A 25,455-nucleotide genomic window follows, 5' to 3' on the forward strand; every position below is an offset into this window, starting at 1 on the left:
AAGCTTTTATGATTAATTGAATTTTATAAAAGGATATGCGGAATGTGGGAATATTATTAAAATTTTTATTTGGCATACCTTTTGTCATAGTTGAACATTCAGCTACTAGATTAAATCCTCCGAGTGGAGTAAAAGAAACAATAAAAACTCGCCTGACATTAAAATTTGCAGGAATTGTCTTACCTGTTTCAACAATTCTTAAGAATGCATTAGAATCAGTTCAATCAGCGAATTATCAAATAATTGGTAATGTTGTAGATACTACTTTCTTTGTACCAAAAAAAGATGAAAAACATAACCTTAAAAAACGAATTTTACATGTTTCTCTTCTTAATGACCGATATAAAAATGTCAGCGGTATAATTCGAGCGGTTGGATATTTAAGAAAAATTCGATCAGATTTCGAATTACATATTGTTGGAGACGGATTAGATAAAGAACCATTAATGGAGTTAGCACATCATATTCAAGGCCAGGATGAATATATTTTTTCCATGGTCTTTTATTGAATGATTTATTACTGTCAGAATTCCAAAAAGCAGATCTATTTGTCTTAAATAGCAATTTAGAGACATTTGGTTGTGTTGTTATCGAAGCAATATCGTGTGGTTGTCCTGTAATTTCCACTCGCTGTGGTGGTCCTGAAGACATTATTACAGAAGAAAATGGGATTTTAGTAGATGTTGGGAATGATGATCAATTATGTAATGCGATGAATTATTGTTTAGACAATCTGTCTTCCTACGAACCACAGAAAATGCATGAATATGTAAATAAAAAGTATGGGTTTGATAGTATAGGGGTGCAATTTCGAGATGTATATAATGAAGCTTTACAGACAAAAACCTGATCTTTTATTTTCATCCACATTGTCATAATAAGCTCTCTTTTTGGTATTTAACAAAAAAATGTATAATTATCGAATAATCTCTTTATAATCAGTGGACGGTTAAGCCTGGAGGAAAGAAGAATAGATAGATATTGTTTATTCCTTCTATTCATATTTTGATTAAATCGATATCTTGCCGAAATGTTTTTTCAGATATTATAATTATTGACTTATCAGTGATTATAAAGGGTTAAACATTAAATGATATTATGATAGAAAATTTTCAATTAATAAAATTCTGATTTTTCAGAAAAAATCTCACGTGAGTGCATAATAGAATTTATCTGATGATCAATATTTTAAGAATTGCATAAATTTGAAAATCTTAAGAAAACAAATAACTTGGTGAAAAACTTGGATCCTCTAGTCTCTATGGTTATGCCTGTATATAATGGAGAAAAATTTGTAGTGGAAACAATAAATAGTATTTTAAATCAAAGTTATTCAAATTTTGAGTTTATTATTGTTGACGATGGGTCAACTGACTCAACCTATGCTCTTATTTCATCTATTTCTGATTCACGAATAAAGATTATTAAAAATGAAGAAAATAAAGGCATTGCATATTCTTTCAATGTAGGTATAGCAAATTCAAAAGGAAAATATATCGCTCATATTGGAGCAGATGATCTTGCTCATAATGATCGATTTAAATACCAAGTTGACTTTTTAGAGAACAACCCAATGGTCGGGATATGTGGGACCCAGGCGACTTTTTTTGGAATAAAAAAAGGAGTTTCGAATATGCCATTAACTCATGATGAAATAGCTTCTTCAATAATTTTTCGATCCCCAATGATCCATGCAACAATAATGGGTAGATCTGAAATATTTCGAGAAAACCAATACTTTTCAACACCCACAGGCGAAGACTGGAATTTATGGTACCGCTTAATTCCCAAAACAAAATTTGCAAATCTTAAGCAAAATCTTGGATCAATCAGGTACCATTACGAATCCACGACACAAAAAAATTTGTCAAAAGGTCTGATTGTTGAAAGAGAATGGAGAAAAAAAATGTTATCTGATTTAGGAATTAAATTAAAAAACAATCATGAAACGATTTTTATTGAATGCTTTTCTAAATGTAATTTTCATAGATATTACATCTTCCCCTTCTTTTCATTAACATATATAGCCATAATTTTAATACAAGGTAATTTCATGAAAAAAATATATCCAAAAAGGGGATTTGCAATTACGATGATGAAAAGACTTGGACGTTGCTTAATAGAATGGGTCAGATATATTGGAGGATTTTTTAAAAAAGGATTATCCCATGTTGATAGCGTTTGATTCCCTCAAACAGATAAAAATCTGTAAAAATCCATCTTAATTTGAGGGATAATCAGAATTAAAATATTCATTTTTTTCAGATAGTTGAATACTTCGATACATTTTCCAATATTTTCCTTCTATTTCCAACAATTCATCATGGCTTCCTTCTTCTACTATCTTCCCCTTCTCAATTACAATAATTTTATCGGCGTTTCTTATTGTTGTCAATCGATGAGCAATCACAAGAGTCGTACACTCTTTCGAAACCTGATCAATTGCTTCCTGAACTGCTGCTTCAGAAATATTATCCAGTGCACTTGTTGCCTCATCAAGAATTAACAAATCTGGTCTTCTGATCATAGCCCGGGCTATTACTATCCGCTGTTTCTCCCCACCAGATAAGGTAACTCCCTGGTCCCCAACAATTGTATCGAATCCATCCGGAAAATTCATAATAAATTCATGAGCATGAGCAAGTTTTGAGGCTTCAATTAATTCCGTTTCAGAATAATCATGCCCAAAAAAAATATTCTCTCGAATTGTAGCATTAAATATAAAAGGATCCTGACTTACATATCCAATAATGTCCCGGTAAGAATTGATGTCATACTCTTTTAGATCTCTCCCGTTTAATATGATTTTTCCAGATGAGGGATCGTAGAGCCTCAACATCAGGTTAACGATTGTTGATTTTCCTGATCCTGAAGAACCCACAAGAGCTGTCATTTCTCCTCTTCGTATTTGGATAGATACATCTGTGAGAATTTTTGCATGACCATAGGAGAAATTTACATTTTCAAAAACAATATCTGATTCTATTTCGTTACATGTGATACTTCCATTTAATATTTTTTGATATCTTTCTTCTTGAAGGGTACCATACACTTTCATTAGGTGGGGGAGATAGTTTTTCAGCTCAAGTTTATACGTCCCCATATTCATCGCTTTTGGAAGAATTTTCATCATTCCTGCGGCAAAAGTTCCAAGGACCGGAATAACTAATATAAAATTGTCTGCATAAAACATGTACAGCAATAATACAATTACGCCAATTGTTATGTAGAAAAGAGAGTTGATAGCAATAATCGGGATCCTCTGAATAAACATGAATTCTGCAAAACGATCCCAATATACTTTCAAAGCATGAATATATTGTTCCTTCCAGTGTTCTGATGCATGAGTTGCCTTTATTGGTTTAATACCCGAAATATATTCATTGATTACTTTATTTTCGGATTGACCAGATGCAATCTGAAGATTTCCTAACTTTTCTGAAATATTCTTCCCGATAGAATTGATAATCAGATAAAAAATACCACCCCCAATTATCACAAGTAAAAGACCTCCGGGAGAAATAACAAAAAGCATTACGATTACAATGAAAGATGTCATTAAATCTGCACAGAGAGAAAGTAATCGATCGTATGAGTTTTGAACATAAAGGGGACTCTGGTTAAACAGGTTTATCAAATCACCCTGTTTCGAATCAACAAAAAATTTATAATCATTTGATTCTATTTTTGAAAAAATCGCCGTTTTCGTTTTAATAATAATTTCTCGTTGGAATATGAATGCTATTTTCCAATATCCAAGTTGAAGGCATAGAGAAGTAGCCGTTAATATGACAAATAGTAATCCAATATGGACGAAAGTTGATCCAATGGGAATGAGAGAACTCACACTCTCAATAATGCTATATAATGGTATTTTATCGGCCTGGATATTAAATCCTTCAGAAATCATCGGATAAAAGAGTGCAATACTTGCTGCATCTATTATTCCAATTATTACTGCAATTGTAAATAGAAAAATAAGATAATATTCATATCCCTGGACAAAAAAATGCAATTGGTGAATATATTCTTTTAATGTAACCATTGCTAAGAGTACCTATTATTTGTTAAGCAAAGTAAGTTGTGGAGAGATGATTTATTTTCTGTTTATTAATTGGTATCATCTCCCTGTCATCATTGAATTAATTAATATATTTTAACTTTGGGTACACTTATTGTCAGGTATTCGTCACGATATAAAACACTCGAAATCTCCGATATTTCTTATTTTAAGGCTGATTTGTACATTTGGATATATGGGAAATCTCTCTCCTATAAATCTAATTGCATAATTCTTATTTTTACCTAAAACTCATTTTAACCTCACTTCTCAAGGCCTGCTATTCTCACGATAATAGATCCATATAATATCATGGCCTGAAAAAGATAGTGGCATAGAACCCCTTTATAAAAACATGAATCAAACTCCTTTTTAAATTGCATACTGTCTCTCTTTTTAACAAAAAGTTTCAAAATGTCTTTTATTTTGAAAATAAATGTAAAATTTGGCCCGAAAAATATGGATTATATTACAATCTCTAACTCAACCCTTGAAGGGAATAATAATATGTGACTACAATTAAGTCATTTTGGAAGAAAAACGGTATCCTTCTTTAAAAAATAATCAAATATTATATCACGGCGCTAAATACCTTCTAATTGGTGTATAATTTTCTTGAAGTAAGTAGTAGTCACTGGATTCCAAACATGGTAGAAAGTATTACTGACCCTCTTTTGGATTAGAGGGAGTTATAAATTTTTATTTTCAGTTGAAAAGAAGGCCAATAATAAAATTTCTAGAGAGGCAATTATTTCCATCCAACTCTCATATGAAAGCCTGAACAGTGACCATTTCTTCACTACATTTTTGATTACCGGGCGTATATGAAACAAAATGGGTTCTCTCATGGCTCTTGAAGCGTCCCTAGATAAACCGGCAGATTTATATGGTGATATTCTATGTCCTTTTCAGGAGTATACCAATGAAGTTGAAAATCTTTCTGGTCGTGGTGCTTGGTATGATCATGATAATGGCAGGAGTGTCTGCCATGAATGAGATGAATGAATCAGAATCCGTTACCGGTTCTGAAGAAAACGCTTATCAGAATATATCTCTTTTCACAGAAGAAGCAAAAGATGCATTCAGTCCGATTGATGATAAAATCATGATGGTGGCAGAGGGAGCATATGATTACTTAGTTTCAGGAGACGGTGAGAGCAAACAGGTATTCTTTGATACGTATGCATCGCTTGAAGGGGACATGGCAGCATTTGAAGAGAAAGCCGATCTGAAATCTGAAGGCGCTGGTGAGTTCAAGGCTAGCTATGATGAATTAACCGGGGCGGTCATTACCATGGAAACGCTCGCGGAGAAGGTGTTTGACTCATATGAGATGAATGAGACGATCGATTCCAGAGATTTCGATGCTTTTGAGGCCGAAGTGGAACGGGCAATGACAGCTCAGGAGGCAGCATGGGATCTTGGATTCGACTCTGGGACGGGACTGATGAAACCAGGAACATACAGGGTTTTCCTTGCCGAATCACTCCATAAAGCAATCAAGGAATCCTATGCGTACCTGGTTTTGGGATCTGTGTCCGAGAAGGAAGAAGTTTTTGCTGCTTTTTCTGACTTTAATGAGACTGTTGCTGCAGCAGAAGAGCAGTACCCGGATGAATCCTTTGATGATCTAAAGAAGATCAAATCAGATCTCATGCAAAGTGTAGAGAGGATCTTTGCCACCTATGAGGTAAAGGGTGTAGTCGATGTTGATGAATTTGCAGATCTTAAGAGCCTTGTTGAATCATTCTATAGAATTACCTAATCGTGCAAACAACCAGAGAAGCAGGTTCCGGAAAAATTGAGGGGTATATGGTGCTCTTTCTTAATCATCCGGCGACTGCAATTCTTTAATTGATTCTTTTTTACATGGATCCGGGTCAGAAAGAATCTGTGGGTAATGCGTAGTTGCCGGAATTTTCAATGAAATTAACGGATTATATTTTGTTGATACCGTACATAACCGAGGATTTCCTCTGAATGATGACCCGGACTAGGTCTGCTCCAACTTCGATCATCAACGATTGTTCTATTCCGACGACTGCCTGAAAAGAGGCTTATTTATACCTTTATCAGGAAGATCTCTCTAGGTTTTTATTTTTTTACCGGATTTATCTGGTAGATGGTATTTGTGGGATCCTCAATTATCAAACAGTTTTGAATGGAGAATTTTTCTTATCTGATGATTTTTAATCTCTTCTTTTTATCGGGGCTTGTTCTCAACTCTTAAATACTTTCTTTGTGGGGTGTTTCTCGTTATTTCAAATCATGCCATCCGTAGATTTTTCATAATCATGTGCTATCTTCAGTTGACATTTCAATTATCATCTCCCCCTTCCCTTTGTTTGCAACATCCCCGTGGTATATCATCATACCCTCCTTCTCCTCTATCTTCTCAAATGATGGGAGCATATTATATACCCTTCCCCGGATTACTAACGTCCCTTTTGCCATATTCGCTCCGGGAATCCAGACATCTCCATCAATTATTAACGAGCCTCCCCGCATTTCGGCCCCGGCAAACATTCCTGCATTTCCATGCACATGAATCTCTCCTCCGGTCAGGTATTCTCCAAGATAGTCTCCAGCGTTTCCAAACACTTCTATCTTACCACCTCGCATACCTCTTTTTTCACCACGGTACCCGGATCCACAATAATCGCCGGCATTCCCATGACATACTATTGATCCGGCCCGCATCTCACGGCCAAGCCAGCCATCAGCATTCCCGTGAATCGCAATATTTCCACCTCGCATGAAATTACCGCAATGCATTCCGATATCACCTTCGATGGTGATCGTTCCGGAGGACATATACTCACCAACCCTTTTAACCCGGCTTGTATCTCCCCTTAAGACTACAACGATATTCTCCGGGGAGTTGACGTTCCCTTCCTTTCTGACAGTAAAAATATCTTCAAGACGGCGTTTTTTGTTACCTTCCCATACAAAAAGCTCCCGATTACCAATAAAATTCATTGGAATGATCATTTCAGCCTCTATGGGTATGAATGGCTTTGCCCTTGATTTCATGGTAAGGGTGACCTGCATCATTTGTCAACACCCGTCTTTATCGCGACACCCCGTTTGACATATTCATCCTGCACTAAGTAATTCTCAAGATCCACCGAGTAAAACCGTGAAAATTTTTCAACAAACCGGGGACTTTTCATGATATCCATGTCGTCAGGCAAATCAGAATGTACCCAGAATGTTCGATTTGCAACACCCCGAATAACCTCTCCATCCTTACTTACTACAATCCCGTCTTTTAATGTATACAAAGTCTGCTGAAATGCTCCAATAACCTCTTCATATTGTAGGGAAGGATCTGTTTGATCTGGTTTTAATGGATAAATTGCAATATCTGCAAGAGATCCTTCTCTGAAGTGCCCCTTTCCCTGCTCGATAAGACCAAGAGCTTTTGCCTGTCCTGAACGAGTCATTACCGCGATATCTTCATAGCTCAGCTCGCGATCGATGGTTCCGAGTGATGTTCGTTCAGTTGTCAGTTTATGAACCTGTCCAAGTTCTTTTTCCCGATATTTATTGGACATCAAAAGGCCAATTATCTCCGGATATTTAACAAATGGGGCCCCATTTGGATTATCTGTCGTGAGCATACACTGCCAGGGGTTTTTGATAAGAAGGGCAAGTTCAAGACCAATTGCCCACATGATACTGTTCACTAAACTCTTTCGGCTATAATAAACGGGAATAACTCCTGACCCGGTCTCAAGCTCAACATCATGATTGCTCCATTTGTTACGATGGAGGGTATAGAGCCGGAATTCCATCGGACCGTCGGCTGTCATCGTCATCGTGCGGCCAAACATGACCTGGCCCATATCAATAACAACCTGTGGTTTGATATTTACTGATCCAGCGATCTTTTCAGCTTCAGAACGAATGTCTCCCCAAGTATTCCCCCCATAGGAATGGAACTGAACATGGGTGAGATACAATGTCTGTCGGTCCGAATTCAGGTCAGATGGAATGTCAAGGGTCTGTAGTGTCGTTCGATAATTTCCCGGCATCCCAAGGTTATTGCAGTGGAGGTGAACCGAGTGGGGAAGGTGCAGGTATTCGCAGGCTTTTATCGTGACATCAATGATCTGTCTGGGGGTAATATCCCAGTTTGGAACCACCTCATCAATTCCTGAAAGATCATCACCAAATCCCCAAGCTTCAGTTCCTCCCGGATTCGTTAATTTAATACCAAAACCCTTGACTGCAGAAAGTGTCCATCCGATAACAGCCGCCGCTTGTCTGATATCATTGTCACCCACTGCTTCAAAAAGACTCCAATTTCCATCAAAAAGAGTATTTGCAAGCATATCCTGCATGGGAGTTGCAGCAAACTCCTCATGGGTGTGGCGGGCTTCCATAGGTGCCATTGCCCCTTCAAGGAGCGTTGTGTACCCCATTTTGCTGTACCGGTAACTGTTCCCATACGTAGTCGGTACAGTATATCCTGATGTAGGATACATAGGCCCACGTCGTGGAGTTCTTCCGGCCCTCATATCTTCAGGGCTCATATATCTGCCAAAATTCACTTTTGTTCCACAAACATGGGTATGTGAATCAATTCCACCCGGAAGAGTGAGATTTTTTCCAGCGTCAATGACCTGACTGGTTCCAGAGACTTTGTCGACAATCCGGCCATCACGGATGGGAATATCCATAATATCCCCATGGATTCCCTGAAGAGGATCAATAACAAAGGCATTTTTTATCAGGAGCTCACGCATTTCCTTTCAACTCCTTAATTCTGCTATATATCTGTTCTAATAGGGAGGTATCGGTTGGATAGCCGTTGTCAAGGAATTTCCGGGTTCTGATTGGAATGCCATCCATACGGTATGCTGTTCCTTCTGCATCAATGCCATTGACTGCTGATGGTATCTGGAGGGTACAAAGGTGGGTTGTTGCACTTGGATATGGATCAAAGAGAATGGTGGGTATCTTTGCAAGATGTTCTGAACACACACGAGGAAAATGAGCACCAGGATCACTTGCCATAATCAGGGCTGCATCAGCTTCTCCACGAGCCAGGATATCCACCGCGGTTGTCTCACCAGGATTATAAAATGCGATTCCTCGTGAATAATCTACAGCAAATGGATACCCACTTATCCAGGTGAAGACTTCGTTTGATCCGTATACATTTGAATGTCCTCGCATCGGGGATATGGTCCATTTCGTATGACGATTTAATTCATCAACAAATTCGATTGCATTCCGAATATTTTTGTATTTACCCCCGGTCATCGTAACACCGACCCCAAAGAAAAGGGCCCCAAATTTTGCTTGTTTACAGATATCTGCAACCCTGATAAGCTGACTTTTTGGAACCCCTGCAACCATATCCGGGATAATGTCTGCTCTTCCCCTGATTATTGTTCGAAGAGCTGAAAGGACGTGATAATCACCACCCTGTTCTAACTGGACATACTCAGTTGCGATCTCTGCGGTTGCAGTTTTCCTGACATCAACTACGATAACCTTACGTTCACGAAATGCGTTATGAAAAAAATATGCATCTGCGTAATTTGTATACCTGCTTAGATGCCTCGGGTGGGCCTCGATTGGATTGGAACCCCAATAAATTATGGTATCCGCCCGGTTCTTTACCTGTCCGAGTGTGCATCCCGGATGACCTACTTCTTGAATCGCCAGAATAGAGGGTCCATGACACACTGATGTTGTACTATCAACGACACCTCCGATAAGTTCCGCCAGATGAGCACCGATTGCCTGAGTTTCTGTCACACATCCGGACCATCCATACAGAAGGGGGCGATCTGCTTCTGATAGTATTTGTACAGCGTAATCGATTGCTTCTTCATAGGAGACATCTATCCATTGATCCCCTTTTCGCATAATCGGCCCTTTTAGGCGGTTTCCTGCATCATCTAAAAATTTGTGGGCACCTAATGTACAGGCATTCTCAACGCCGGATATTTTTCTGTCGGTCAATTCTATGAGAATATCATCACAAAGACAACCACAATACGGGCAGACAACATGTCTTATATTATCTACCATATGGGACACCACCCAGTTTTCGCATTAGTTCACCAACACTTGGAATTTTGTCCCCGGTCCCCTCTATCTCTCCTTCTGCCTCTTTAAAATCAGGCATCCCTGTGCTATGAGTGGTTCCTCCGACAAGGTAATTTGCATATGGTCCGAGTGGTAGAAATCCGGTTCCTCTTTTTATAGTTTCATCAGAAATGGCCCGGAGTACAACTGATCCATCTGATACCGTAACCATGACCCGTTCACCATCATCGACCCCCATCTCCATCATATCAACAGGATTGAGTCGTATTGTGGATGCCTCCCGGTAATATTCTGATGAATTTTTCTGATCTACGTGAGAACCCTGCACAACAGTTCTGCCAGTATTTATTCGGATTTTCATGACTCCTCCTCAATCTGGAGAGGTTCAAGAACCCGTGCTACGAGAATTGATCGGGTAGGGCATTGCTCTTCACAGGTCTTGCATCCGGTACATTTGTCCTCATGAAACACCGTGTTGATCCCTTTGTATACCCTCATAATGACCTCATCTGAGGTGCTTGTCCCTTTGGCGGCAAGTTGGGGATCTATCTCTTTGTTGACCGGGCAAGCAACTGTGCAACTTCCACAACCCATGCAGGTAACCGGATTTACCGTGATGTGGAACTGGAACTGCATGTATGTGCCATCCTGAGCATTTTTTGTATGAACCCGTCCAGCATCAAGAACCAGTTCCGGGCAAATCTCAACACACAGGCCACACCTGATGCAATGCCCAAGGTGTATCACTGGTTTCCATTCTCCAGGCTTCTCAGTTCTGACAATTTCTATTGCTCCAGGAGCCGGGCACACCATCATACATTGAAAACAATGCGTACACTCTCTTCCAGTCAGATGGGGAAATTCCCTGAAATGGGGTGGAGTTGTCAGAGGGGCGGTTTTCGCGAGGAAAAATGTTTTAATCCACTCCGGCCTGGCCATATGTTGAATATATGATAGGATGGATCTCATGGGTTACCTCTCAGTACAGGCAATACACGGGTCAGAGCTGATATATGCCGCAGTGACATCTGCAACCGATGTTACACCCGGAATCATGTATCGTGCACATGCTTCGATGTTCATAATAGACGGGGTCTGGATAGATATCTCCTGGATTCTTCCATGGGTGTCTGATTTTACCCGGTAGGTTAGTTCTCCCCGGGGTGCTTCACCCTGATGAGTGGTCTCTCCTCTTCCAATAGTACCTCCTCCCCGTATTTTTCCCTCTGGCAGGGTACGGATAACTGATCTAATCAGATCCACACTCTGTAATATTTCCTGGAAACGAAGCATAACCCTGGCATAGTTATCCCCTTCAGTCCGTACGAGAGGCGAGAAGTTCAGTCTCTGGTATGTCGGATGATCTGACCTGCAGTCGGTTGTAATACCACAGGCCCGTGCAGTGGGCCCGACTGCGTGGATGAGCTCTGCCTGCTCCCGTGTCATCACTCCGATTCCCTTACTTCGAAGTCCGATAAGCGGTCCGGATTCAAACATATTCATGTACCGGCGGGTTTCACGCTCAACATCATCCATGGCGTTCATAATCCGCGTAAGGTCTTCACTATCAGGGTCAAACCGTACTCCTCCCGGAATGATATATGCACAGGTAACCCTGGCACCGGTAAGATATTCGAGCATGTCCATGACCGTTTCACGGATATTGAGGAGATACATCCCGATGGTCTCATGTTCGATGGTATAACAGTACGAGAAGTTTGCAATGAGGTGACTTTGCATCCGGTCTAGCTCATTTGCCAACACCCGGAGGTATGCTGCCCGATCTGGAACCATGACTCCTGATATCTTCTCCATCGTCTCGATAAACACAAAGTTATGGATGACTGAACAGATTCCACACACCCGTTCAGCAAGGAACATGACTTCCTGCCAGGGTCTGCCGACCATTATCCGTTCTATTCCTTTCTTCATGTATCCAAGCTCTACTTCTGCTGCAAGGATCTGTTCGCCGAATGTCTCACACTTTATCCGGCATGGTTCCTTGAAGATGGGATGTACTGGTCCGAGCGGAATTGATACATCAACTGTTTTTCTCATCTCCGGATCTCCCAGTCTTTGAAAATCAGAGGAGCTACTGATAGGATTGCCTGAATGATCTCTGTAGGTCGTGGAGGACAGCCGGGAACCTCTGCAGCAATCGGGATATAACTCTTAGCAGGAGCTTTTGTGAGTGTCTGTGGCCTTGAAAAGACACATCCCGATATCGGGCAGTTTCCAATGGACACCGCTACCTTGGGTTCAGGGATTTTATCCCATACCATTTTCAATTTGTCTTCCCACTGGGGCGTCACACCTCCGATAACCAGAAGTACATCCGCTTCACGGGGATTATTATGGACATAGATACCGTATTGTTCAAGATCATAACGGGGAGACAGACATGCCAGGACTTCGATATCACACCCATTACAAGAACCAGTATCTACATAACAGACATGAATGGATCGTTGTCTGACAGCATTTTTTACTGACTGAAGCAATGTCATGATGAAATCTCCCCAAATAGTAATCTTCGAAGGATTACCCGAACGTTTTCAGGATCATCGGGGTTATCTGTGACTTCCCTGAGTGATTTGTCCAAATCCGCCTGGGATATAACGGGGATAAATCTGGTAAAAAGATCATACCCGATTTCTCGTCTGACACCTTCATTTCGATCTACCTGATTCATCCAGCTGTCAAATCTTGCTCCAAGAGATTCAAGCATCATCATATCAAGGTTTTCTATAAGGAGCCGTCGCATCTTCATAGGAGGGATTTCAAGCAGATCTGCACAGGCTGTGATCACTTTTTTATGATATGGACTTTTGAGAATAGCATATTTCATCTCATACAGGTCACGTTCGTATACTTCTGTCATACCAGTCCTCCGGATTTTAAAATCGCGTACAGCCCGAAAAGGAGAATACATATCCATATTGCGATCATTTCACCCGTATGAAGCATGTGATCTTCCTTTGTATATGGGAGAACTGCAAGAAAAGCCAGAAGGGCAATTCCAATAATTGCCTGCCACAAAACATGCCCCTGAATGAGTTCCATGGCAAATAGCAATCCATAAACAATTGCTCCTCCCAGGAGGGTTATCTGAATCCGGTTCATCCCATCACTCCTGTGAATATGATGTATATTGCAAGAATTCCTGTAATGACTGTTTGCAGGGCTACGGCATCAAATGGTGAGAGCATGGGAGTAAAAGCACAAACGAATGAGAGGGAGACAAGGAGAACCAGCATTGCGAGCAGCATCAGATACCAGGGAAGCCCTCCGATAAAGAGCAGAACGAACACTGATAGTAAAACAAATGTTTTGAGAGCATAGGCAACCTCTAGCCCTGCCCTCCAGACACCGAAGTGTTCAGTCCGGTTTCCTGAAACAATCTCCTTCGCTTCAATAATCGAAAATGGTCCGTAATGCATTTTTGATAGAATAACGATATAAAGAGCGATGGCGATAGGAAATGCCCCGATTAATAATGGCCCATGTGCCTGCTGGTATGCAATGATGTCACTGATCATAAGCGATCCGGTAACTACATAAATTCCAGCAATTGTTGCAAATAGGGGGATCTCTGATGCTGCCGACATGACTGATCGGATAGCCCCGAATTTACCATATGGGGATCCAGATGAGAGTCCAAGCCCATGTTCAGTAATTTTGTGAAGCATAAATACAGCAAAGAGGAGAAGAAGGCTCCCACCACTAAATACAATATAGAATGCCCCGGTCCAGATTGCGATGGATACTGCCACTATGAAAACGAACATTGGCATACTCGCTGTTTTCGGTATCCATGTCTGTTTAAACGAAAATTTTAGAGTGTGTAATATTTCCTGCCAAACCGGCGGTCCGGGTCGTCCCTGTATTCTGGCGATTACTTTCCGATGTATGCCATGAAAGAGAAGGCCGATAAAAACTGCTGGAATTATCAGTGTTATCATGTTAATACCCGGTAAAGGGGATATCCCCATCTGTATTCGATGCATTCCACCAGAGAAAGAGTGCCAGGATGAAGAGCGGAAAGGTAAGTACAATTATTACAACTGCAAGCCATCCCGGTTCAATTCCGATAGAAACGGCATATGATGCAAGTCCAAGAATTATTGCCGTGATGATTGTTACTATCAGATATGACTCTTTTTTCATTATTACACCGTCAGAATAATTTCGATGACCCGAAGGAAGATGAGCAGTGAACTAACATGGATCATAAGAACGTACGGAGCTCCTGGAGCTCGTGTAATTTCTGCTTTTGCAATGTAAAAGGGAGCCATCCCTTCTCCCATTACACCAAGAACCAAAAACATTTTTGCAGCCAGGGGAACCATCCCCATACCGGCAAGCTCCCAAATAGACAGTGTTCCACAGGTTCCAAGGGCTGTTGCTGCACCACCAAAGAGAAATGTTGTAGCAACCATGGCCACTATCCCATAATTATACGCAGCATTCAGGACATACCGGTTATTGACTCCGGCAACGATTCCAATATTGGTAATACCGATTAGTGCGGTAAAGAGAGAAAAATTAAAAAGATCGCCGGAACTTACTGCACCAAGAGTAGCAAGACCACAGGCAATTGCCATGAACCTTTGGAACCTGAGGTTCTCTGGGTTTATTTCTTTTGTATAGATAGCATCGGTTCCAAATACGATATCAGTCTGTCTTTCTGGTCGTGCAATTATGGCGATGATGATAAAAGCTGTCGCAAACAAAAACAATGTCGTGGTATACAGACTGAAATAGTTGACTATGTCTCCAAACTCCAGGACAAAGAGTTCCTCTCCTTCGATAGGCAGATCAAACATTTCGTCCCTCCCGCATGGTGCCGATAAGTGCCATTTTGGTGGTTACTTTTACGAGGATCGCTCCTCCGGAGAGCATCACGGCAATCATCCATGCCTGTGGCAGTATCATGAAAATAAAGAATGCCACAATCCAGAGTGCCCATGCGTACCCGGATATCGTCTCAAGCAGCACAAACCGTTCTTCATATCCCTTGCAGAGGAAGTAGAATACAAGCCCTATTCCTGCAACTGCACCACCTGAAAAACCTGAAAGGATTATTCCATACACTACCAGGGCAAAGGTAATAATGGGTGGTGCTGTCCGCATGACCTCAATCCGGATTGGTTGAAATGTCGGAAGAGGGAGTTTCTCTTTCCGGATATACAACTCAGTGAGCATCAACAGTTCAGATATACCGACTACAAGCCCCGGGAGGATCAGGGCTTCTGCAAGATCAGTTGCAACAAGGCAGATGAGAACAAGACCTGTGGTTTCTATCAGGTCCACAACCAGAATTTTATGGATATCATCCCGTTCGAAGAAAAGAGCAATGAATGATATGGCAACACAACTCAGGGTGCCTAATAAACCGATCTGATAAAAATCCATCAGTCTTTCCTCCTGAAAAGAAATGATGCAATGGCAAATGCAGTAAAAAGAATGCTCGTCTCTACCACGGTATCAAGGCCCCGTGTGTTATAGAGGATTTCATCAAGGATTCCTCCTGGATGTGCAACAATTGTTGTTCCGAGGAAATGCGTATTATTTGCCAGGAACCAGGAGAAAGGTGTCAGGTATGTTGTCACGTACCCGGCTGTAGGGGAGTTATCCGGGTACTGTGATTTAATATCGACTCTGGTAAACGGAATTCCTCCCCGGTCATAGGGATCAAGTGTTGAATCCCGGTTAATTGTTTTTGAATAGATCTGGTCCTCATGATAACTTAACATCGGAACCATAATTACCCCGCATATGGCAACTACAATGCCTAATGCAGCGTACACTGCAACGAGGTTTTCATAGGTGGACATCCAGTTCGAGAATATCCGAAAGCCACGTCCTATCCACCGTATCATTCTTTTGCCCTCCTTTCAATCAACAACACGAGAACAAAGGTAGTCAGGGTTGATACTGCGATGAATGTCAATAATGCCAGCGTTTCATCAAATGACAATGCAACGAGGAGCAGTCCGAATGCCGGAATCTCCAGGTTGATAAGACGGGTCAGGTACTCCCGGTCACGGGGAAAGGCACTTACCCACGTTCCGATGATGAGCAGAATCAGACCTATAAAAAACTCAGGGCTCATTCAGCCCCCTTTTTACAGAGCTGAAGAACGAAAATTGTTGAAAGTGGTATTATCACTGCAAGGGCTGCTGCCACATCCACATACCCACGTGCAACAATGAGGGGCATTATACCTCCTCCAATAATTCCGATTGCGATAAGTTTTGCATAGGGATCCCGTGCGAATCCTGCATATATCCCTCCGATTAGGATAATGATACAAAATAATAGGATCAACAGGATGTTCATTCCTCTACCCCTCCGGCCCATGTGCTTGCTATAGCATTTGATTCAAATGTTGAGCCGACGAAGTAGGCTGCAGCGGCAATAATTCCAAGCGGGTGAGGAATAAGAAGGGCCATTATCCCTGCAATTGCAAAACTAAATACATTCAGGAATGGCAGTTTTCGCATGACATCCTGTTCAAGAATAATTCTGATGACTGCATAGAGAGCAATCAGCCCACAGATTAATGCAGCAAGTTCTGCACTTTCAGATGGGGGGCTAATCTGTGAGGTAGAAAATGGCCCGGAAACCATGTTGAGCAGTTCTTCTGATCCACTGATGCTCATCTCCGGATCCTCCATAATGCTCCAAGAAGCCTGCTTGCGTGTTTATGTGAAATCCCCTGAATTGTCAGAATAGCGATGACCATCCCGGCGATAAAATATTCTGCGGGTATTCCGCCAAGGGTTCCAAGATATACCATAAAAGTAGCAAAAAAACATCCTGTTGTTCCGGCATAACCTGGATCATAGCAGATCCGGTTGCCGATATATACCAGGATAGTTGCCATCAAACCACCTGGAATTCCTAAACAGTACACTCCACAAGCAGCCAGGAGAGTACCTGCAGATGCATCAGGGGAGGATACGATATTTCCCATCATAGTTCCTCCTCTGATGTCACCTCCAGCTTTTTCGACTGCCGTTGCAATTGCTTTAGCTCCGACAACCCCCCCTTCACGGGGCAGTGCCCAAATTATATCAATAGTGATAAAGAGAACCCAGCAGCAGAGGGCCGCAAAGGCAATCTGAAGGAACGAAGTAATCATGCCGGTTATGTAACGTACGCTTCGTCCGGGTAGAGATTAAAGGTTGTGATCTGTGATGATATACCCGTATGAGGAAAAAATGGGCAGGAATTACAGGTATGTTCTGCGAGTTGAGTCATTATTTTCCTCATATGAGGAAAATTTAGTATTCTGGGCATGACGAATATGTTTCTTTCAGAGCTTTCCAAAGCTCACTTTTCCATATCTTTCCAGTCTTCGGATTATAGATTGCTGACCATGAGTCCATTAGAATATCTTCTCTGCCCGTTTCCATGAGGACATAAAATTCTGCCATATATGCCTCATATTCTCGTTCAATAGTGCATCCAAAGGTCTTTTCATCACTAGTGAGGTGCTGTACTGCATGTGTCAGTTCGTGTGCGAGGGTCCCACTGACTTCTTCCCAGGATTTTCTTTTCCAATAATCCCAGGCTATGTATACCTTCCCGGGTTCCTTTTTTTCATGAACATAAACATACTGCCCATTTGAATCAATCTCTTCAGTGAGTACAAGCTCAATTCCATAATCTGTTACAAGCCCTGCTAGATCTTCGAGGAGGTCATTATTTGAATAGGCAAGTATCTCCCATGCTTGCATGAGATCAGGATCAATTAAGTCTTCCAGGTTTCTGGAGGGCTCAGTAGTTACCTCTTCTTCTGGTTGCAAAACTTCAATTTCTGCAGATCTTGCAAGTTGATCATTAATTAAAAGCTGGAGTGTATAAGTTCCCGAATCTAGGACCCTGTCATCTTCCCAGGAAATGGTTCGATGGGTAATCCCTTCTTCTCCTTCATCCCATTCTTCTTCTGTTGAATAAAACCATTCACCATTATAGAGCCATAGAACATCGACAGTTATCCCATCTTCCATAAACATGTAAGGGAAAATTGCACTGATCTTGGTCGTTCCATATTGGTATTCTGATACAGGACCAATTGGAACACTCTCATCAGTGACATCTTCGGAGAATGAAATTTGTCCAAAAGCTGCAAAACTTGGGGATTGCTCATCTGCGAAACAACACTCAGATAGAATAAACAGGATTAAAATGATTGCCAGAATGTGAAATTTTTCCATGAGAAATCGTGAGATTTTAATCCTTTTGTTCTTTTTTGTACTCACTCTTCTGGTGGATTCCATAATGCTTTATAAGGAAAAGACGAACTTTATCAGTATTAATAAAGTGTTTGTCAACTTCATTGATTAGTTCATCGATAGCTTTTACTTGCTCCTGTATTTTTATTTTAAATTCCCCGTCCTGCATTTCGTTTAAGATAGAAATTGCTGTGAGGGGATTTCTGATCTGATCATTAATTGCCGCCAGGTTTACAAGATTATCTTCAATCTGAATTATTGCCTTTATTTCTCTTTTTCGCATCTCTTTTAGTTCAGTGACATCCCGGAATAATGCCATAACCATAATATCGTCGCCTGACAAGACAGCACTACACTGTGCTTCTGTTTCAATAATAGTGCCATCTTTTCTCTCTAAATCCCATTCGATTTTAGAAATCTCACCTTGTATGACCTTATTCATAATCCGTGTACAAGCAGTGCTTGATACAGAACCATCCTGCTGGATAGGTGGAGATAATTCGTAAATCTCTTTCCCAATCACTTCTTTGAGATTTCTACCCACAAGATTAGTTGCAGCATTATTACAACTCTCAATTGTTGTCCCCTTTAGTATGAAGATAGCCTCATGGGCAGATTCAAAGAGTCTTCGATAATTTTGTTCAGCCCTCCATCTCTTGCTGAGTTCATCCATCAGTTCTTCTTCTCTCTTCTTCAAACTGGCAATTGTTTGTTTGAGGCTGGTTACAAGCTGGGTAATCGCTTTTTCAATGACCAGAAATTCTGAAGAACCTGATTCTCGTATTTTGTGGTCAAGATCTCCATCTGCGATATATTGAATATCCTCCACAATCCGGTTAATTGGTTTGGAAAGATACCGTGAACCTGCAATTGCGACTCCGGATGCAACAAACCCGGTGAGCAGTAAAAATCCACCCAAAATGATTGTCAGTGCAACTTTTTTCTGATCCCGGTTCTCTGTTGAGTATTCAGTCCGTGCAACCAGGAACATTTCAGAAGCTGATGGAGAGTCAGTATCATTTATTGCGAGATGCGTGTATCGAACAATGTTTCCACTTTCTATATCCGTTTCCTCAGAATTTTTTCTTTCTGAGAATGTACGGATGATCTGCTGAAGTGTATTGGTTGTCGGATTTTTGGGTGTGTTGTCTGATGTAAATCTAGATACAACTTCATATTTAGAATTGTACAACTCAAGGGAGATTATATCCGGATTTAGTTGAGGAAGGTTATGGATCAGTTCCTTATACGATGCCCCTGATGCCTTTGGAAGGAGATACTGAAAATTCCTGCTCACTTCTAATAAATACCGCCCATCAGGAGTTCCCATATATGCGAATTTCCGATATGGTGCATTTTGCGCATAGCCTTTCACCATCCGGTCAGGAACAAAAGTGCCATTTGTCCTGATTTGACTCACAAGTTCATAAAATGAAGGCCAGATTTTAAAGTCAAGTCCTATATCATTTTTGAAAGTGCTTTTCAGGACAATTCCATTTTCGTCGACAAGATAAAAGTCCCAACTGTCTCCAAGCTCTCTCTCAGCCTGTTGTTTTAATAGTTCAAGATCAAGATCAGTAATATTTCCGCCGGATTTTAGGTATGCATCCTGATATAATTCCATCGCCTTTTCGAGTGAGGGGATATATTGTAGTTCATAGAGGGATATCCCACGGTCGATCCATATTATTGATTGCATCAGGATCTGATCAGTCAGGTTCTGACGATTATGGAATTCATCATCAATTATATCTAATGAACCGGCATACCAGAGAAAAACAAGGGCTATCAATGAAAAAAGGAGTAAAATTAGAATCAGACCTGCAAGTCTTCGTGAAAAAGTAGAAAAAATCAATGATTGTTACTCCTGTATGGATTATTCTTAGAATTGGAGTTGGGGATTGAATTACTTAATAACTCCTCTGAAAAGAATCTGAACATAAAGATATACTATGGAGCGCTTTGTTCTATTTTCTTTATTGATTAATTATTCTCCACGGATTATATCACCTTATTTAAAAAAAAGTGATTACCTATAGGATCGTATATTGTCCGGAGGTATCATCTTCTGAATGAAAATCCTTCATATAGCCGGGTGGTCAGGCTCTGGGAAAACAACATATATTCTTCAGCTCTGTTCACACCTTGTTTTACTTGGGAGAACAGCGACTATCAAACATATTGGAAGTCATCACAGTAAACTACCGGTTGGAAAGGACACAACACTGCACTTTCAGTCTGGAGCTGATCCTGCAATTGGGATTGATGAAGAAAAAACATCTGCTTGTTTTCACAGTGTAAACCTTGACGACGCCCTGAATTTTCTTTCCGATGCAGGTGTTCAATATGCAGTTATTGAAGGTTTTAAGAGCAGACCATTTCAAAAGATTCTTATTGGAGATTTGGATTGTTCGTTCCTGTTAAAAAGTCCAGAGATTCCACAGGTTTTATCCGTTCTCGATCAGTTTGATGATTGGTATACACTCCCCGGTCTTGTAAATGAGATGCGAGTTCAGCACCCTGATGATAATATCCTGACATGGTCAGGATATACAACAGATTATAAAAATACTGTTGATTTTTGTGCAGAGGTTGAAAAAGATTTTTTAGCTAAATCACATATCACTAGTATTCGGATTCGCGTTCAAAAATGGTCTGATTCCGACAATTTTCCGGTGTATGTGGCATTATCTGCAAAAGATCCACTTATTGCTGTACAATATTTGTCTGACGCCATGCAGAGAATTTCTCCTTATGTGATGCAATCAATGCAGGATAATCGTTCTGAAAAAGATCCACGTATATGATGATATGATTCGTAAACATTTATCTTCAGATGGAGAAAACCGGATTTCAGAATTGATTGCCTTGATGGCTCAACCACCATCACATGATCCTGAAATGATTAAAAAGGTCACATGTGATCTGGTTAGAGTTGTTGCCTCTGCGTTAATGAGATTGCGGGAAAATAATCCCCGGTTTGGGGAATCTGAGTGCTCAATCTTGGGTGAAGCGTCAACTGTTCCAATGGGAAGAAAAGAGGCGAATGCATTTCTTTGTGCCTGTTTCCTTGAGATAAGATCCGGGAATACTGATATATGGGATAATGTTGAGTTTTTTGCCGAAGAGGTTCTGGACGATCCTGAAAATCTCTGGCAATCCATTCTTGATCATACTGAAGAGGGGTGGAATGAACGTTTTTTTGATTATAATCTCCATCCGGATGAGAAGGTACATGCCCGGATTTATCATATCGCAAATTTAATCGTTAGGTTTTATGCAGGCGATGGTCGGCAGATCTGGATGGGGTATGAGCAGGATCCTGAGTCAGTATACAAACGACTATTGATGCTCCAAATTCCTCGTTCAATTGCCTGTCTCATTGTTGGGATATTAAAGGACAAGGGGTATATTCAGGGCCCATTTGATATCGTTGGGGATATTGTTGATTCCCGGGTCCTGGGCCGGATGATATGTGGTGATGGAAGCAGCATCACTCCTATGAAGGCCCGTCGTCTTGCCAGGATGATTGCACCAGTTGATCCGTGGGTATTAGATCGTCCTCTTTATCTGATAGGTTCTTCCTGGTGTGGACCCGGACCAAAATGCAGGGCATGTCCAGTGAGAGATGTATGCGTTTTTTCAATTTTTGAGGAACGTGGCATCCGACCTGATCCTATCTTTCGAGATCATCTTTTTGGAAAAAAATCAGTTCAAAAGACCTTAAAAAAATGGCAGGATCCTGATATGGATCACAGTCTTGATCGTCAATAATAGAGAAATCTTCATTTTTTTGATTTTGATTTTTGACATTGAATGAAAATCTGTTTTTTAGCTGATAGCTTTATTGCGAATCATATCCATTATCATCTATGGCAATCCGGATCGATACACCACAAAAAATCCGGTTTTTAAAGTTTATTTATTCACAAAAAGATGGGGTAAAGTCCGGAGATATTGCAGGGAAATTTGGGATCCGGACATCTACTGTCACCCGTTCTCTGCATGAACTTGGGGAGGCCGGGTATATCAGGTATGATCCCTATCAGAAAGTGGTACTTACTACCGAAGGGGAGAATATAACTCGTTTTATTCAGAGGAGACATCGGATTCTTTCTCTGATGTTAAATAGAGCGGGCCTTTCTGAGCATGATGCATGTGAACAGGCCGAAAAAATCGAGCATCTGGTACCAAAAGAGCATGTTGATCAGATATGCCGGTCACTTGGACATCCAAGGAAAGCCGCTTGTGGTATTATTGAGCGTGATCCGGCCTGTTGTGGAGATTTTATATGAAAAAAGTAAGCTTAAAGCTAAAATCAAGTCTTTCTCCTGTATCAACAATGGTGAGAGATCCTAATAACTCTCTAAAAATTTTTATTTCTCTTTTGATTGTTACGATTTTTATAATTCTATCCGGGGGCTGTCTTGGAACTGACCTCCAAAATGGACCACAATCAGATTTCATTATTGCCTGCACCATTCCACCCCAGGAAGAATTTATTCGGGCGATCACCGGTAATGAGGAGGTGTCGGTACTAGTTATGGTTCCACAAAGTGCAAGCCCACACACATTTGAACCAACACCATCACAAATTGCAGCACTGGAAAAAGCTGATCTCTATCTGTCATTGGGATCTGGAATAGAATTTGAAAACAGATGGCTATCCAGAATTCAAAACCAGTACCCAAAACTTCCAATTGTGAATACATCAAAAAATGTTCATTTCTTACCTGCATCTCATGATAGCCATGATGCTCAAGATATGACTGATTTGATACATGAGAACGGGAATACAGAGCGTAATGATCCTCATGTCTGGGTATCTTTACGAAATGCGGCTCTTATCATAAACGAATCTTGTGGTGCCATCTCTGGAATTAGGCCTGAAATGAAGAATTCGTTTGAAATAAACAGGGATGTATATCTGCGTAAGTTATCTGATTTGGATAATACAATACTTCAGTCTCTGAAAGATCGATCTTCACAGACCATTTTGGTCTATCATCCGGCATTTGGATATTTATGTAGGGATTATAATCTTACTCAACTTGCTGTCGAAGAAAACGGGCAAGAGCCATCAGCACAAAAACTTGCTGAAATCGTTACCCGAGCAAAAGAAGAGGGTATTGAATATGTTTTTACTGAACCAGAAAGCTCAACCCGGGAAGCTGAGACCCTTGCACGGGAAATCAATGGAACCATAATACTTATAAGTCCCCTGGCATCAGATTATCTTGAAAATATGCATCGTGTTGCTCAAAAAATTTCAGGTACCTTATGAGACAGGACCCGATTATCGAAGTCAGAAATATATGCATTTCTAATGGGAAACAATGCATACTTGATTCAGTTTCCCTTTCTGTATTCAAAGGGGATTTTTTCGCTATTATCGGGCCAAATGGTGCTGGAAAAACAACTCTTCTCCGTGCTATGCTCGGTCTCATCCCTTATGAATCAGGTGAAATTTTTCTGTTTGGAAAACCTGCAGATAAAACTACCCGGGCACGGATAGGTTATGTGCCACAGCATCATCCTTTTGACTTTTCCTTCCCCATTACCGTACATGAAATGGTAATGACCGGAAGACTTGGAAAAAAACCTGGTTTTATAAAAAGGTACTCTCGTGAGGATTATAATGCTGCATCACAGGCACTTTCACGTATTTCTGCTGAAAATCTAAAAAATCGTCCGATCCATGATCTTTCAGGCGGAGAGAGACAACGGATCCTGATAGCTCGTGCACTTGCCGGAGAACCGGAAATACTCATTCTTGATGAACCGACGGTATTTGTAGACACACCGACTGAAGAACATTTTTATAATCTTCTTACCGCACTTTCTCAAGAAATCACAATTCTTATGATAACTCATGATATCGGGGTTGTATCAAGACATGTAAACAGGGTGGCCTGTCTGAACAGACGCCTGTACCAACATGAGAGTGATCAGATATCATCTGACATGATCTCGAAAACATATGGTTGTCCTGTTGATCTTATCACCCATGGGGATATTCCTCACCGGGTACTAGAAAAGCACGGTGATGAATCATGATAGAGGCACTCGGGTTTGAATTTTTTCGTTCTGCTTTGGTAGCAGGACTCCTTGCATCCGTTATCTGTGGTATTATTGGCAGTTACGTTGTTGTCAAACACATGATTTCAGTTGCAGGAGGAATTTCACATGCAGCATTCGGTGGAATTGGGCTTGGATATCTGATAGGCATCGATCCACTCGTGGGAGCTTTTTGGTTCACACTAGGAATAGCATCTCTTATATGGGTACTTGTAGAACGAGCAAAAGAGCATATTGATACTCTTATTGGGGCATTTTGGGCTGGGGGTATGGCTTTTGGTATATTGTGCCTCTCCCTGACACCTGGATACACCCCTGATTTGTTCAGTTATCTCTTTGGTAATATCCTGCTTGTTCCACCTGAACATTTAACCATAATCGCAGTACTTGGGTGTCTGGTTTTTTTTCTGTTCCTCGTGTTATATCCGGTAATGCAGGCAGTTGCCTTTGATTCAGAATATGCACAGATATCTGGTCTTCCAACCAGGTGGCTTCACTTGTTAATTCTTGTCCTTATTGCAATCTCTGTTGTTGTTTTGATCCAGGTGGTTGGCATTATTCTTGTTATTGCTCTTCTGACTCTTCCGGCAGCAATAGCGCGTCCATTTTCTAAAACCCTGAAAGGAATGATGATCCTGGCAACATGTACCAGTATGGTTCTTACCACTACAGGCATCATGCTCTCATGGTTGTATGATGTGCCATCTGGTTCAACAATAATTCTCCTTGGAGTGGCTTTTTATCTCCTTGTTTCATTTGGAAGGAGTATTCTGATCAGAAGGAATTCAATCAGCTTGAATTTTACTTGATTTTTAAAAACGTCAGGCATGTATAATAATCCCTGTCCCTTATTGAGTATTTTGAGACGAATTTGGATATAAAAACAGTATTTCTACAATATTCTGTATTGTATCCTATAACTCGTAATACTGTGATGACCAGATTATCTGGCAGAACTTGCCCGGGTGTTTTTTATGGGGCATTTTTTGATGAAACGGTTGATCGGTT

The 25,455-nt window shown here is 40.8% G+C and carries 31 protein-coding genes; 10 read left to right on the forward strand and 21 right to left on the reverse strand.

The features are described from left to right. Nucleotides 1-44 precede the first annotated feature (44 nt). The 3 genes from KSK55_RS11870 (at nt 45) to KSK55_RS11880 (ending at nt 2,185) form a co-directional block, all read left to right on the forward strand. On the forward strand, nt 45-509 hold the full coding sequence (locus tag KSK55_RS11870; protein ID WP_218607018.1) for a glycosyltransferase family protein: 465 nt from the start codon (nt 45-47) through the stop codon (nt 507-509). Further along, complete coding sequence (locus KSK55_RS11875) at nt 506-850, forward strand: glycosyltransferase (protein ID WP_218607019.1); 345 nt, start codon at nt 506-508, stop codon at nt 848-850. The genes KSK55_RS11870 and KSK55_RS11875 overlap by 4 nt, the downstream gene beginning before the upstream one ends. Nucleotides 851-1,243: 393 nt before the next feature. Further along, a complete protein-coding gene (locus tag KSK55_RS11880) occupies nt 1,244-2,185 on the forward strand; it encodes a glycosyltransferase family 2 protein (protein WP_218607020.1) in 942 nt (313 codons plus the stop codon). Between the two features lie 36 nt (nt 2,186-2,221). Here the strand turns inward: KSK55_RS11880 and KSK55_RS11885 are convergent, their stop codons facing one another. Beyond that, on the reverse strand, nt 2,222-4,045 hold the full coding sequence (locus KSK55_RS11885) for an ABC transporter ATP-binding protein (RefSeq protein WP_218607021.1): 1,824 nt from the start codon (nt 4,043-4,045) through the stop codon (nt 2,222-2,224). A gap of 937 nt (nt 4,046-4,982) precedes the next feature. Between KSK55_RS11885 and KSK55_RS11890 the strand changes: the two genes are divergently transcribed. After that, nucleotides 4,983-5,825, forward strand: coding sequence for a hypothetical protein (locus KSK55_RS11890; RefSeq protein ID WP_218607022.1), 843 nt, complete (start codon nt 4,983-4,985; stop codon nt 5,823-5,825). 527 nt (nt 5,826-6,352) lie between these two features. Here the strand turns inward: KSK55_RS11890 and KSK55_RS11895 are convergent. The 20 genes from KSK55_RS11895 to KSK55_RS11990 all read right to left on the reverse strand — a co-directional run bounded on the left by KSK55_RS11895 (nt 6,353) and on the right by KSK55_RS11990 (nt 20,224). Continuing rightward, nucleotides 6,353-7,114, reverse strand: coding sequence for a formylmethanofuran dehydrogenase subunit C (locus KSK55_RS11895; RefSeq protein WP_218607023.1), 762 nt, complete (start codon nt 7,112-7,114; stop codon nt 6,353-6,355). Then, nucleotides 7,111-8,811: a formylmethanofuran dehydrogenase subunit A gene (locus KSK55_RS11900; RefSeq protein WP_214419425.1), complete on the reverse strand. Its 1,701-nt coding sequence runs from the start codon at nt 8,809-8,811 to the stop codon at nt 7,111-7,113. The genes KSK55_RS11895 and KSK55_RS11900 overlap by 4 nt, the downstream gene beginning before the upstream one ends. After that, on the reverse strand, nt 8,804-10,108 hold the full coding sequence (locus KSK55_RS11905) for a formylmethanofuran dehydrogenase subunit B (protein ID WP_218607024.1): 1,305 nt from the start codon (nt 10,106-10,108) through the stop codon (nt 8,804-8,806). Before KSK55_RS11905 ends, KSK55_RS11900 begins: the two co-directional genes overlap by 8 nt. Beyond that, the gene (locus tag KSK55_RS11910) at nt 10,098-10,487 is read right to left on the reverse strand and encodes a molybdopterin dinucleotide binding domain-containing protein (protein ID WP_214419423.1); all 390 of its coding nucleotides are present in this window, start codon (nt 10,485-10,487) and stop codon (nt 10,098-10,100) included. The genes KSK55_RS11905 and KSK55_RS11910 overlap by 11 nt, the downstream gene beginning before the upstream one ends. Beyond that, the gene (locus KSK55_RS11915) at nt 10,484-11,095 is read right to left on the reverse strand and encodes a 4Fe-4S dicluster domain-containing protein (RefSeq protein WP_218607025.1); all 612 of its coding nucleotides are present in this window, start codon (nt 11,093-11,095) and stop codon (nt 10,484-10,486) included. Before KSK55_RS11915 ends, KSK55_RS11910 begins: the two co-directional genes overlap by 4 nt. A gap of 3 nt (nt 11,096-11,098) precedes the next feature. Beyond that, nucleotides 11,099-12,184: a hydrogenase large subunit gene (locus tag KSK55_RS11920; RefSeq protein ID WP_218607026.1), complete on the reverse strand. Its 1,086-nt coding sequence runs from the start codon at nt 12,182-12,184 to the stop codon at nt 11,099-11,101. After that, complete coding sequence (locus KSK55_RS11925) at nt 12,181-12,633, reverse strand: NADH-quinone oxidoreductase subunit B family protein (RefSeq protein WP_214419420.1); 453 nt, start codon at nt 12,631-12,633, stop codon at nt 12,181-12,183. Before KSK55_RS11925 ends, KSK55_RS11920 begins: the two co-directional genes overlap by 4 nt. Continuing rightward, the gene (locus tag KSK55_RS11930; protein WP_214419419.1) at nt 12,630-13,007 is read right to left on the reverse strand and encodes a hypothetical protein; all 378 of its coding nucleotides are present in this window, start codon (nt 13,005-13,007) and stop codon (nt 12,630-12,632) included. The genes KSK55_RS11925 and KSK55_RS11930 overlap by 4 nt, the downstream gene beginning before the upstream one ends. Beyond that, a complete protein-coding gene (locus KSK55_RS11935) occupies nt 13,004-13,249 on the reverse strand; it encodes a hypothetical protein (RefSeq protein WP_218607027.1) in 246 nt (81 codons plus the stop codon). Before KSK55_RS11935 ends, KSK55_RS11930 begins: the two co-directional genes overlap by 4 nt. Next, complete coding sequence (locus tag KSK55_RS11940) at nt 13,246-14,088, reverse strand: respiratory chain complex I subunit 1 family protein (protein ID WP_218607028.1); 843 nt, start codon at nt 14,086-14,088, stop codon at nt 13,246-13,248. The genes KSK55_RS11935 and KSK55_RS11940 overlap by 4 nt, the downstream gene beginning before the upstream one ends. Nucleotide 14,089: 1 nt before the next feature. Further along, the gene (locus KSK55_RS11945; protein ID WP_214419416.1) at nt 14,090-14,293 is read right to left on the reverse strand and encodes a hypothetical protein; all 204 of its coding nucleotides are present in this window, start codon (nt 14,291-14,293) and stop codon (nt 14,090-14,092) included. Nucleotides 14,294-14,295: 2 nt separating this feature from the next. Beyond that, nucleotides 14,296-14,952, reverse strand: coding sequence for a hypothetical protein (locus KSK55_RS11950; protein ID WP_214419415.1), 657 nt, complete (start codon nt 14,950-14,952; stop codon nt 14,296-14,298). Beyond that, nucleotides 14,945-15,541, reverse strand: coding sequence for an EhaG family protein (locus KSK55_RS11955; RefSeq protein ID WP_214419414.1), 597 nt, complete (start codon nt 15,539-15,541; stop codon nt 14,945-14,947). Before KSK55_RS11955 ends, KSK55_RS11950 begins: the two co-directional genes overlap by 8 nt. Further along, nucleotides 15,541-16,008, reverse strand: a complete 468-nt coding sequence (locus KSK55_RS11960; RefSeq protein WP_214419413.1) for an EhaF family protein — start codon at nt 16,006-16,008, stop codon at nt 15,541-15,543. Before KSK55_RS11960 ends, KSK55_RS11955 begins: the two co-directional genes overlap by 1 nt. Then, entirely contained in the window at nt 16,005-16,241 is a 237-nt protein-coding gene (locus KSK55_RS11965; RefSeq protein WP_218607029.1) for an EhaE family protein, read from the reverse strand. The genes KSK55_RS11960 and KSK55_RS11965 overlap by 4 nt, the downstream gene beginning before the upstream one ends. Then, a complete protein-coding gene (locus tag KSK55_RS11970; RefSeq protein ID WP_214419411.1) occupies nt 16,238-16,468 on the reverse strand; it encodes an EhaD family protein in 231 nt (76 codons plus the stop codon). Before KSK55_RS11970 ends, KSK55_RS11965 begins: the two co-directional genes overlap by 4 nt. Continuing rightward, nucleotides 16,465-16,806, reverse strand: a complete 342-nt coding sequence (locus tag KSK55_RS11975) for a DUF2109 domain-containing protein (protein WP_256664000.1) — start codon at nt 16,804-16,806, stop codon at nt 16,465-16,467. Before KSK55_RS11975 ends, KSK55_RS11970 begins: the two co-directional genes overlap by 4 nt. After that, nucleotides 16,788-17,273 carry a hypothetical protein gene (locus KSK55_RS11980; RefSeq protein WP_218607030.1) on the reverse strand — a complete coding sequence of 162 codons (486 nt, stop codon included), beginning with the start codon at nt 17,271-17,273 and terminating at the stop codon, nt 16,788-16,790. The genes KSK55_RS11975 and KSK55_RS11980 overlap by 19 nt, the downstream gene beginning before the upstream one ends. A 142-nt stretch (nt 17,274-17,415) precedes the next feature. Further along, nucleotides 17,416-18,351: a type III secretion system effector protein gene (locus tag KSK55_RS11985; RefSeq protein ID WP_218607031.1), complete on the reverse strand. Its 936-nt coding sequence runs from the start codon at nt 18,349-18,351 to the stop codon at nt 17,416-17,418. Nucleotides 18,352-18,367: 16 nt separating this feature from the next. After that, on the reverse strand, nt 18,368-20,224 hold the full coding sequence (locus KSK55_RS11990) for a PAS domain S-box protein (protein WP_218607032.1): 1,857 nt from the start codon (nt 20,222-20,224) through the stop codon (nt 18,368-18,370). Nucleotides 20,225-20,441: 217 nt separating this feature from the next. Here KSK55_RS11990 and mobB point away from each other — a divergent pair, with 217 nt between their 5' ends. The 6 genes from mobB (at nt 20,442) to KSK55_RS12020 (ending at nt 25,256) form a co-directional block, all read left to right on the forward strand. After that, nucleotides 20,442-21,176, forward strand: coding sequence for a molybdopterin-guanine dinucleotide biosynthesis protein B (gene mobB / locus KSK55_RS11995; protein ID WP_214419407.1), 735 nt, complete (start codon nt 20,442-20,444; stop codon nt 21,174-21,176). Between the two features lie 4 nt (nt 21,177-21,180). Then, on the forward strand, nt 21,181-22,143 hold the full coding sequence (locus tag KSK55_RS12000; RefSeq protein ID WP_218607033.1) for a hypothetical protein: 963 nt from the start codon (nt 21,181-21,183) through the stop codon (nt 22,141-22,143). 98 nt (nt 22,144-22,241) lie between these two features. Further along, nucleotides 22,242-22,664, forward strand: coding sequence for a metal-dependent transcriptional regulator (locus tag KSK55_RS12005; RefSeq protein ID WP_218607034.1), 423 nt, complete (start codon nt 22,242-22,244; stop codon nt 22,662-22,664). After that, the gene (locus KSK55_RS12010; protein ID WP_218607035.1) at nt 22,661-23,653 is read left to right on the forward strand and encodes a metal ABC transporter solute-binding protein, Zn/Mn family; all 993 of its coding nucleotides are present in this window, start codon (nt 22,661-22,663) and stop codon (nt 23,651-23,653) included. The genes KSK55_RS12005 and KSK55_RS12010 overlap by 4 nt, the downstream gene beginning before the upstream one ends. After that, on the forward strand, nt 23,650-24,426 hold the full coding sequence (locus KSK55_RS12015; RefSeq protein ID WP_218607036.1) for a metal ABC transporter ATP-binding protein: 777 nt from the start codon (nt 23,650-23,652) through the stop codon (nt 24,424-24,426). The genes KSK55_RS12010 and KSK55_RS12015 overlap by 4 nt, the downstream gene beginning before the upstream one ends. After that, nucleotides 24,423-25,256, forward strand: a complete 834-nt coding sequence (locus tag KSK55_RS12020; RefSeq protein WP_214419402.1) for a metal ABC transporter permease — start codon at nt 24,423-24,425, stop codon at nt 25,254-25,256. The genes KSK55_RS12015 and KSK55_RS12020 overlap by 4 nt, the downstream gene beginning before the upstream one ends. Nucleotides 25,257-25,455: the final 199 nt, after the last annotated feature.

The organism is Methanospirillum hungatei (assembly GCF_019263745.1).
In the GTDB taxonomy this organism is placed as follows: Archaea; Halobacteriota; Methanomicrobia; order Methanomicrobiales; family Methanospirillaceae; genus Methanospirillum; species Methanospirillum purgamenti.

Bases quoted from the DNA above. Each gene is read 5' to 3' on its own strand.
- KSK55_RS11885 (WP_218607021.1), bottom strand. From the start codon at position 4,045: ATGGTTACATTAAAAGAATATATTCACCAATTGCATTTTTTTGTCCAG.
- KSK55_RS11890 (WP_218607022.1), top strand. From the start codon at position 4,983: ATGAAGTTGAAAATCTTTCTGGTCGTGGTGCTTGGTATGATCATGATA.
- KSK55_RS11895 (WP_218607023.1), bottom strand. From the start codon at position 7,114: ATGATGCAGGTCACCCTTACCATGAAATCAAGGGCAAAGCCATTCATA.
- KSK55_RS11900 (WP_214419425.1), bottom strand. From the start codon at position 8,811: ATGCGTGAGCTCCTGATAAAAAATGCCTTTGTTATTGATCCTCTTCAG.
- KSK55_RS11905 (WP_218607024.1), bottom strand. From the start codon at position 10,108: ATGGTAGATAATATAAGACATGTTGTCTGCCCGTATTGTGGTTGTCTT.
- KSK55_RS11910 (WP_214419423.1), bottom strand. From the start codon at position 10,487: ATGAAAATCCGAATAAATACTGGCAGAACTGTTGTGCAGGGTTCTCAC.
- KSK55_RS11915 (WP_218607025.1), bottom strand. From the start codon at position 11,095: ATGAGATCCATCCTATCATATATTCAACATATGGCCAGGCCGGAGTGG.
- KSK55_RS11920 (WP_218607026.1), bottom strand. From the start codon at position 12,184: ATGAGAAAAACAGTTGATGTATCAATTCCGCTCGGACCAGTACATCCC.
- KSK55_RS11925 (WP_214419420.1), bottom strand. From the start codon at position 12,633: ATGACATTGCTTCAGTCAGTAAAAAATGCTGTCAGACAACGATCCATT.
- KSK55_RS11930 (WP_214419419.1), bottom strand. From the start codon at position 13,007: ATGACAGAAGTATACGAACGTGACCTGTATGAGATGAAATATGCTATT.
- KSK55_RS11935 (WP_218607027.1), bottom strand. From the start codon at position 13,249: ATGAACCGGATTCAGATAACCCTCCTGGGAGGAGCAATTGTTTATGGA.
- KSK55_RS11940 (WP_218607028.1), bottom strand. From the start codon at position 14,088: ATGATAACACTGATAATTCCAGCAGTTTTTATCGGCCTTCTCTTTCAT.
- KSK55_RS11945 (WP_214419416.1), bottom strand. From the start codon at position 14,293: ATGAAAAAAGAGTCATATCTGATAGTAACAATCATCACGGCAATAATT.
- KSK55_RS11950 (WP_214419415.1), bottom strand. From the start codon at position 14,952: ATGTTTGATCTGCCTATCGAAGGAGAGGAACTCTTTGTCCTGGAGTTT.
- KSK55_RS11955 (WP_214419414.1), bottom strand. From the start codon at position 15,541: ATGGATTTTTATCAGATCGGTTTATTAGGCACCCTGAGTTGTGTTGCC.
- KSK55_RS11960 (WP_214419413.1), bottom strand. From the start codon at position 16,008: ATGATACGGTGGATAGGACGTGGCTTTCGGATATTCTCGAACTGGATG.
- KSK55_RS11965 (WP_218607029.1), bottom strand. From the start codon at position 16,241: ATGAGCCCTGAGTTTTTTATAGGTCTGATTCTGCTCATCATCGGAACG.
- KSK55_RS11970 (WP_214419411.1), bottom strand. From the start codon at position 16,468: ATGAACATCCTGTTGATCCTATTATTTTGTATCATTATCCTAATCGGA.
- KSK55_RS11975 (WP_256664000.1), bottom strand. From the start codon at position 16,806: ATGGAGGATCCGGAGATGAGCATCAGTGGATCAGAAGAACTGCTCAAC.
- KSK55_RS11980 (WP_218607030.1), bottom strand. From the start codon at position 17,273: ATGATTACTTCGTTCCTTCAGATTGCCTTTGCGGCCCTCTGCTGCTGG.
- KSK55_RS11985 (WP_218607031.1), bottom strand. From the start codon at position 18,351: ATGGAAAAATTTCACATTCTGGCAATCATTTTAATCCTGTTTATTCTA.
- mobB (WP_214419407.1), top strand. From the start codon at position 20,442: ATGAAAATCCTTCATATAGCCGGGTGGTCAGGCTCTGGGAAAACAACA.
- KSK55_RS12000 (WP_218607033.1), top strand. From the start codon at position 21,181: ATGATTCGTAAACATTTATCTTCAGATGGAGAAAACCGGATTTCAGAA.
- KSK55_RS12005 (WP_218607034.1), top strand. From the start codon at position 22,242: ATGGCAATCCGGATCGATACACCACAAAAAATCCGGTTTTTAAAGTTT.
- KSK55_RS12010 (WP_218607035.1), top strand. From the start codon at position 22,661: ATGAAAAAAGTAAGCTTAAAGCTAAAATCAAGTCTTTCTCCTGTATCA.
- KSK55_RS12015 (WP_218607036.1), top strand. From the start codon at position 23,650: ATGAGACAGGACCCGATTATCGAAGTCAGAAATATATGCATTTCTAAT.
- KSK55_RS12020 (WP_214419402.1), top strand. From the start codon at position 24,423: ATGATAGAGGCACTCGGGTTTGAATTTTTTCGTTCTGCTTTGGTAGCA.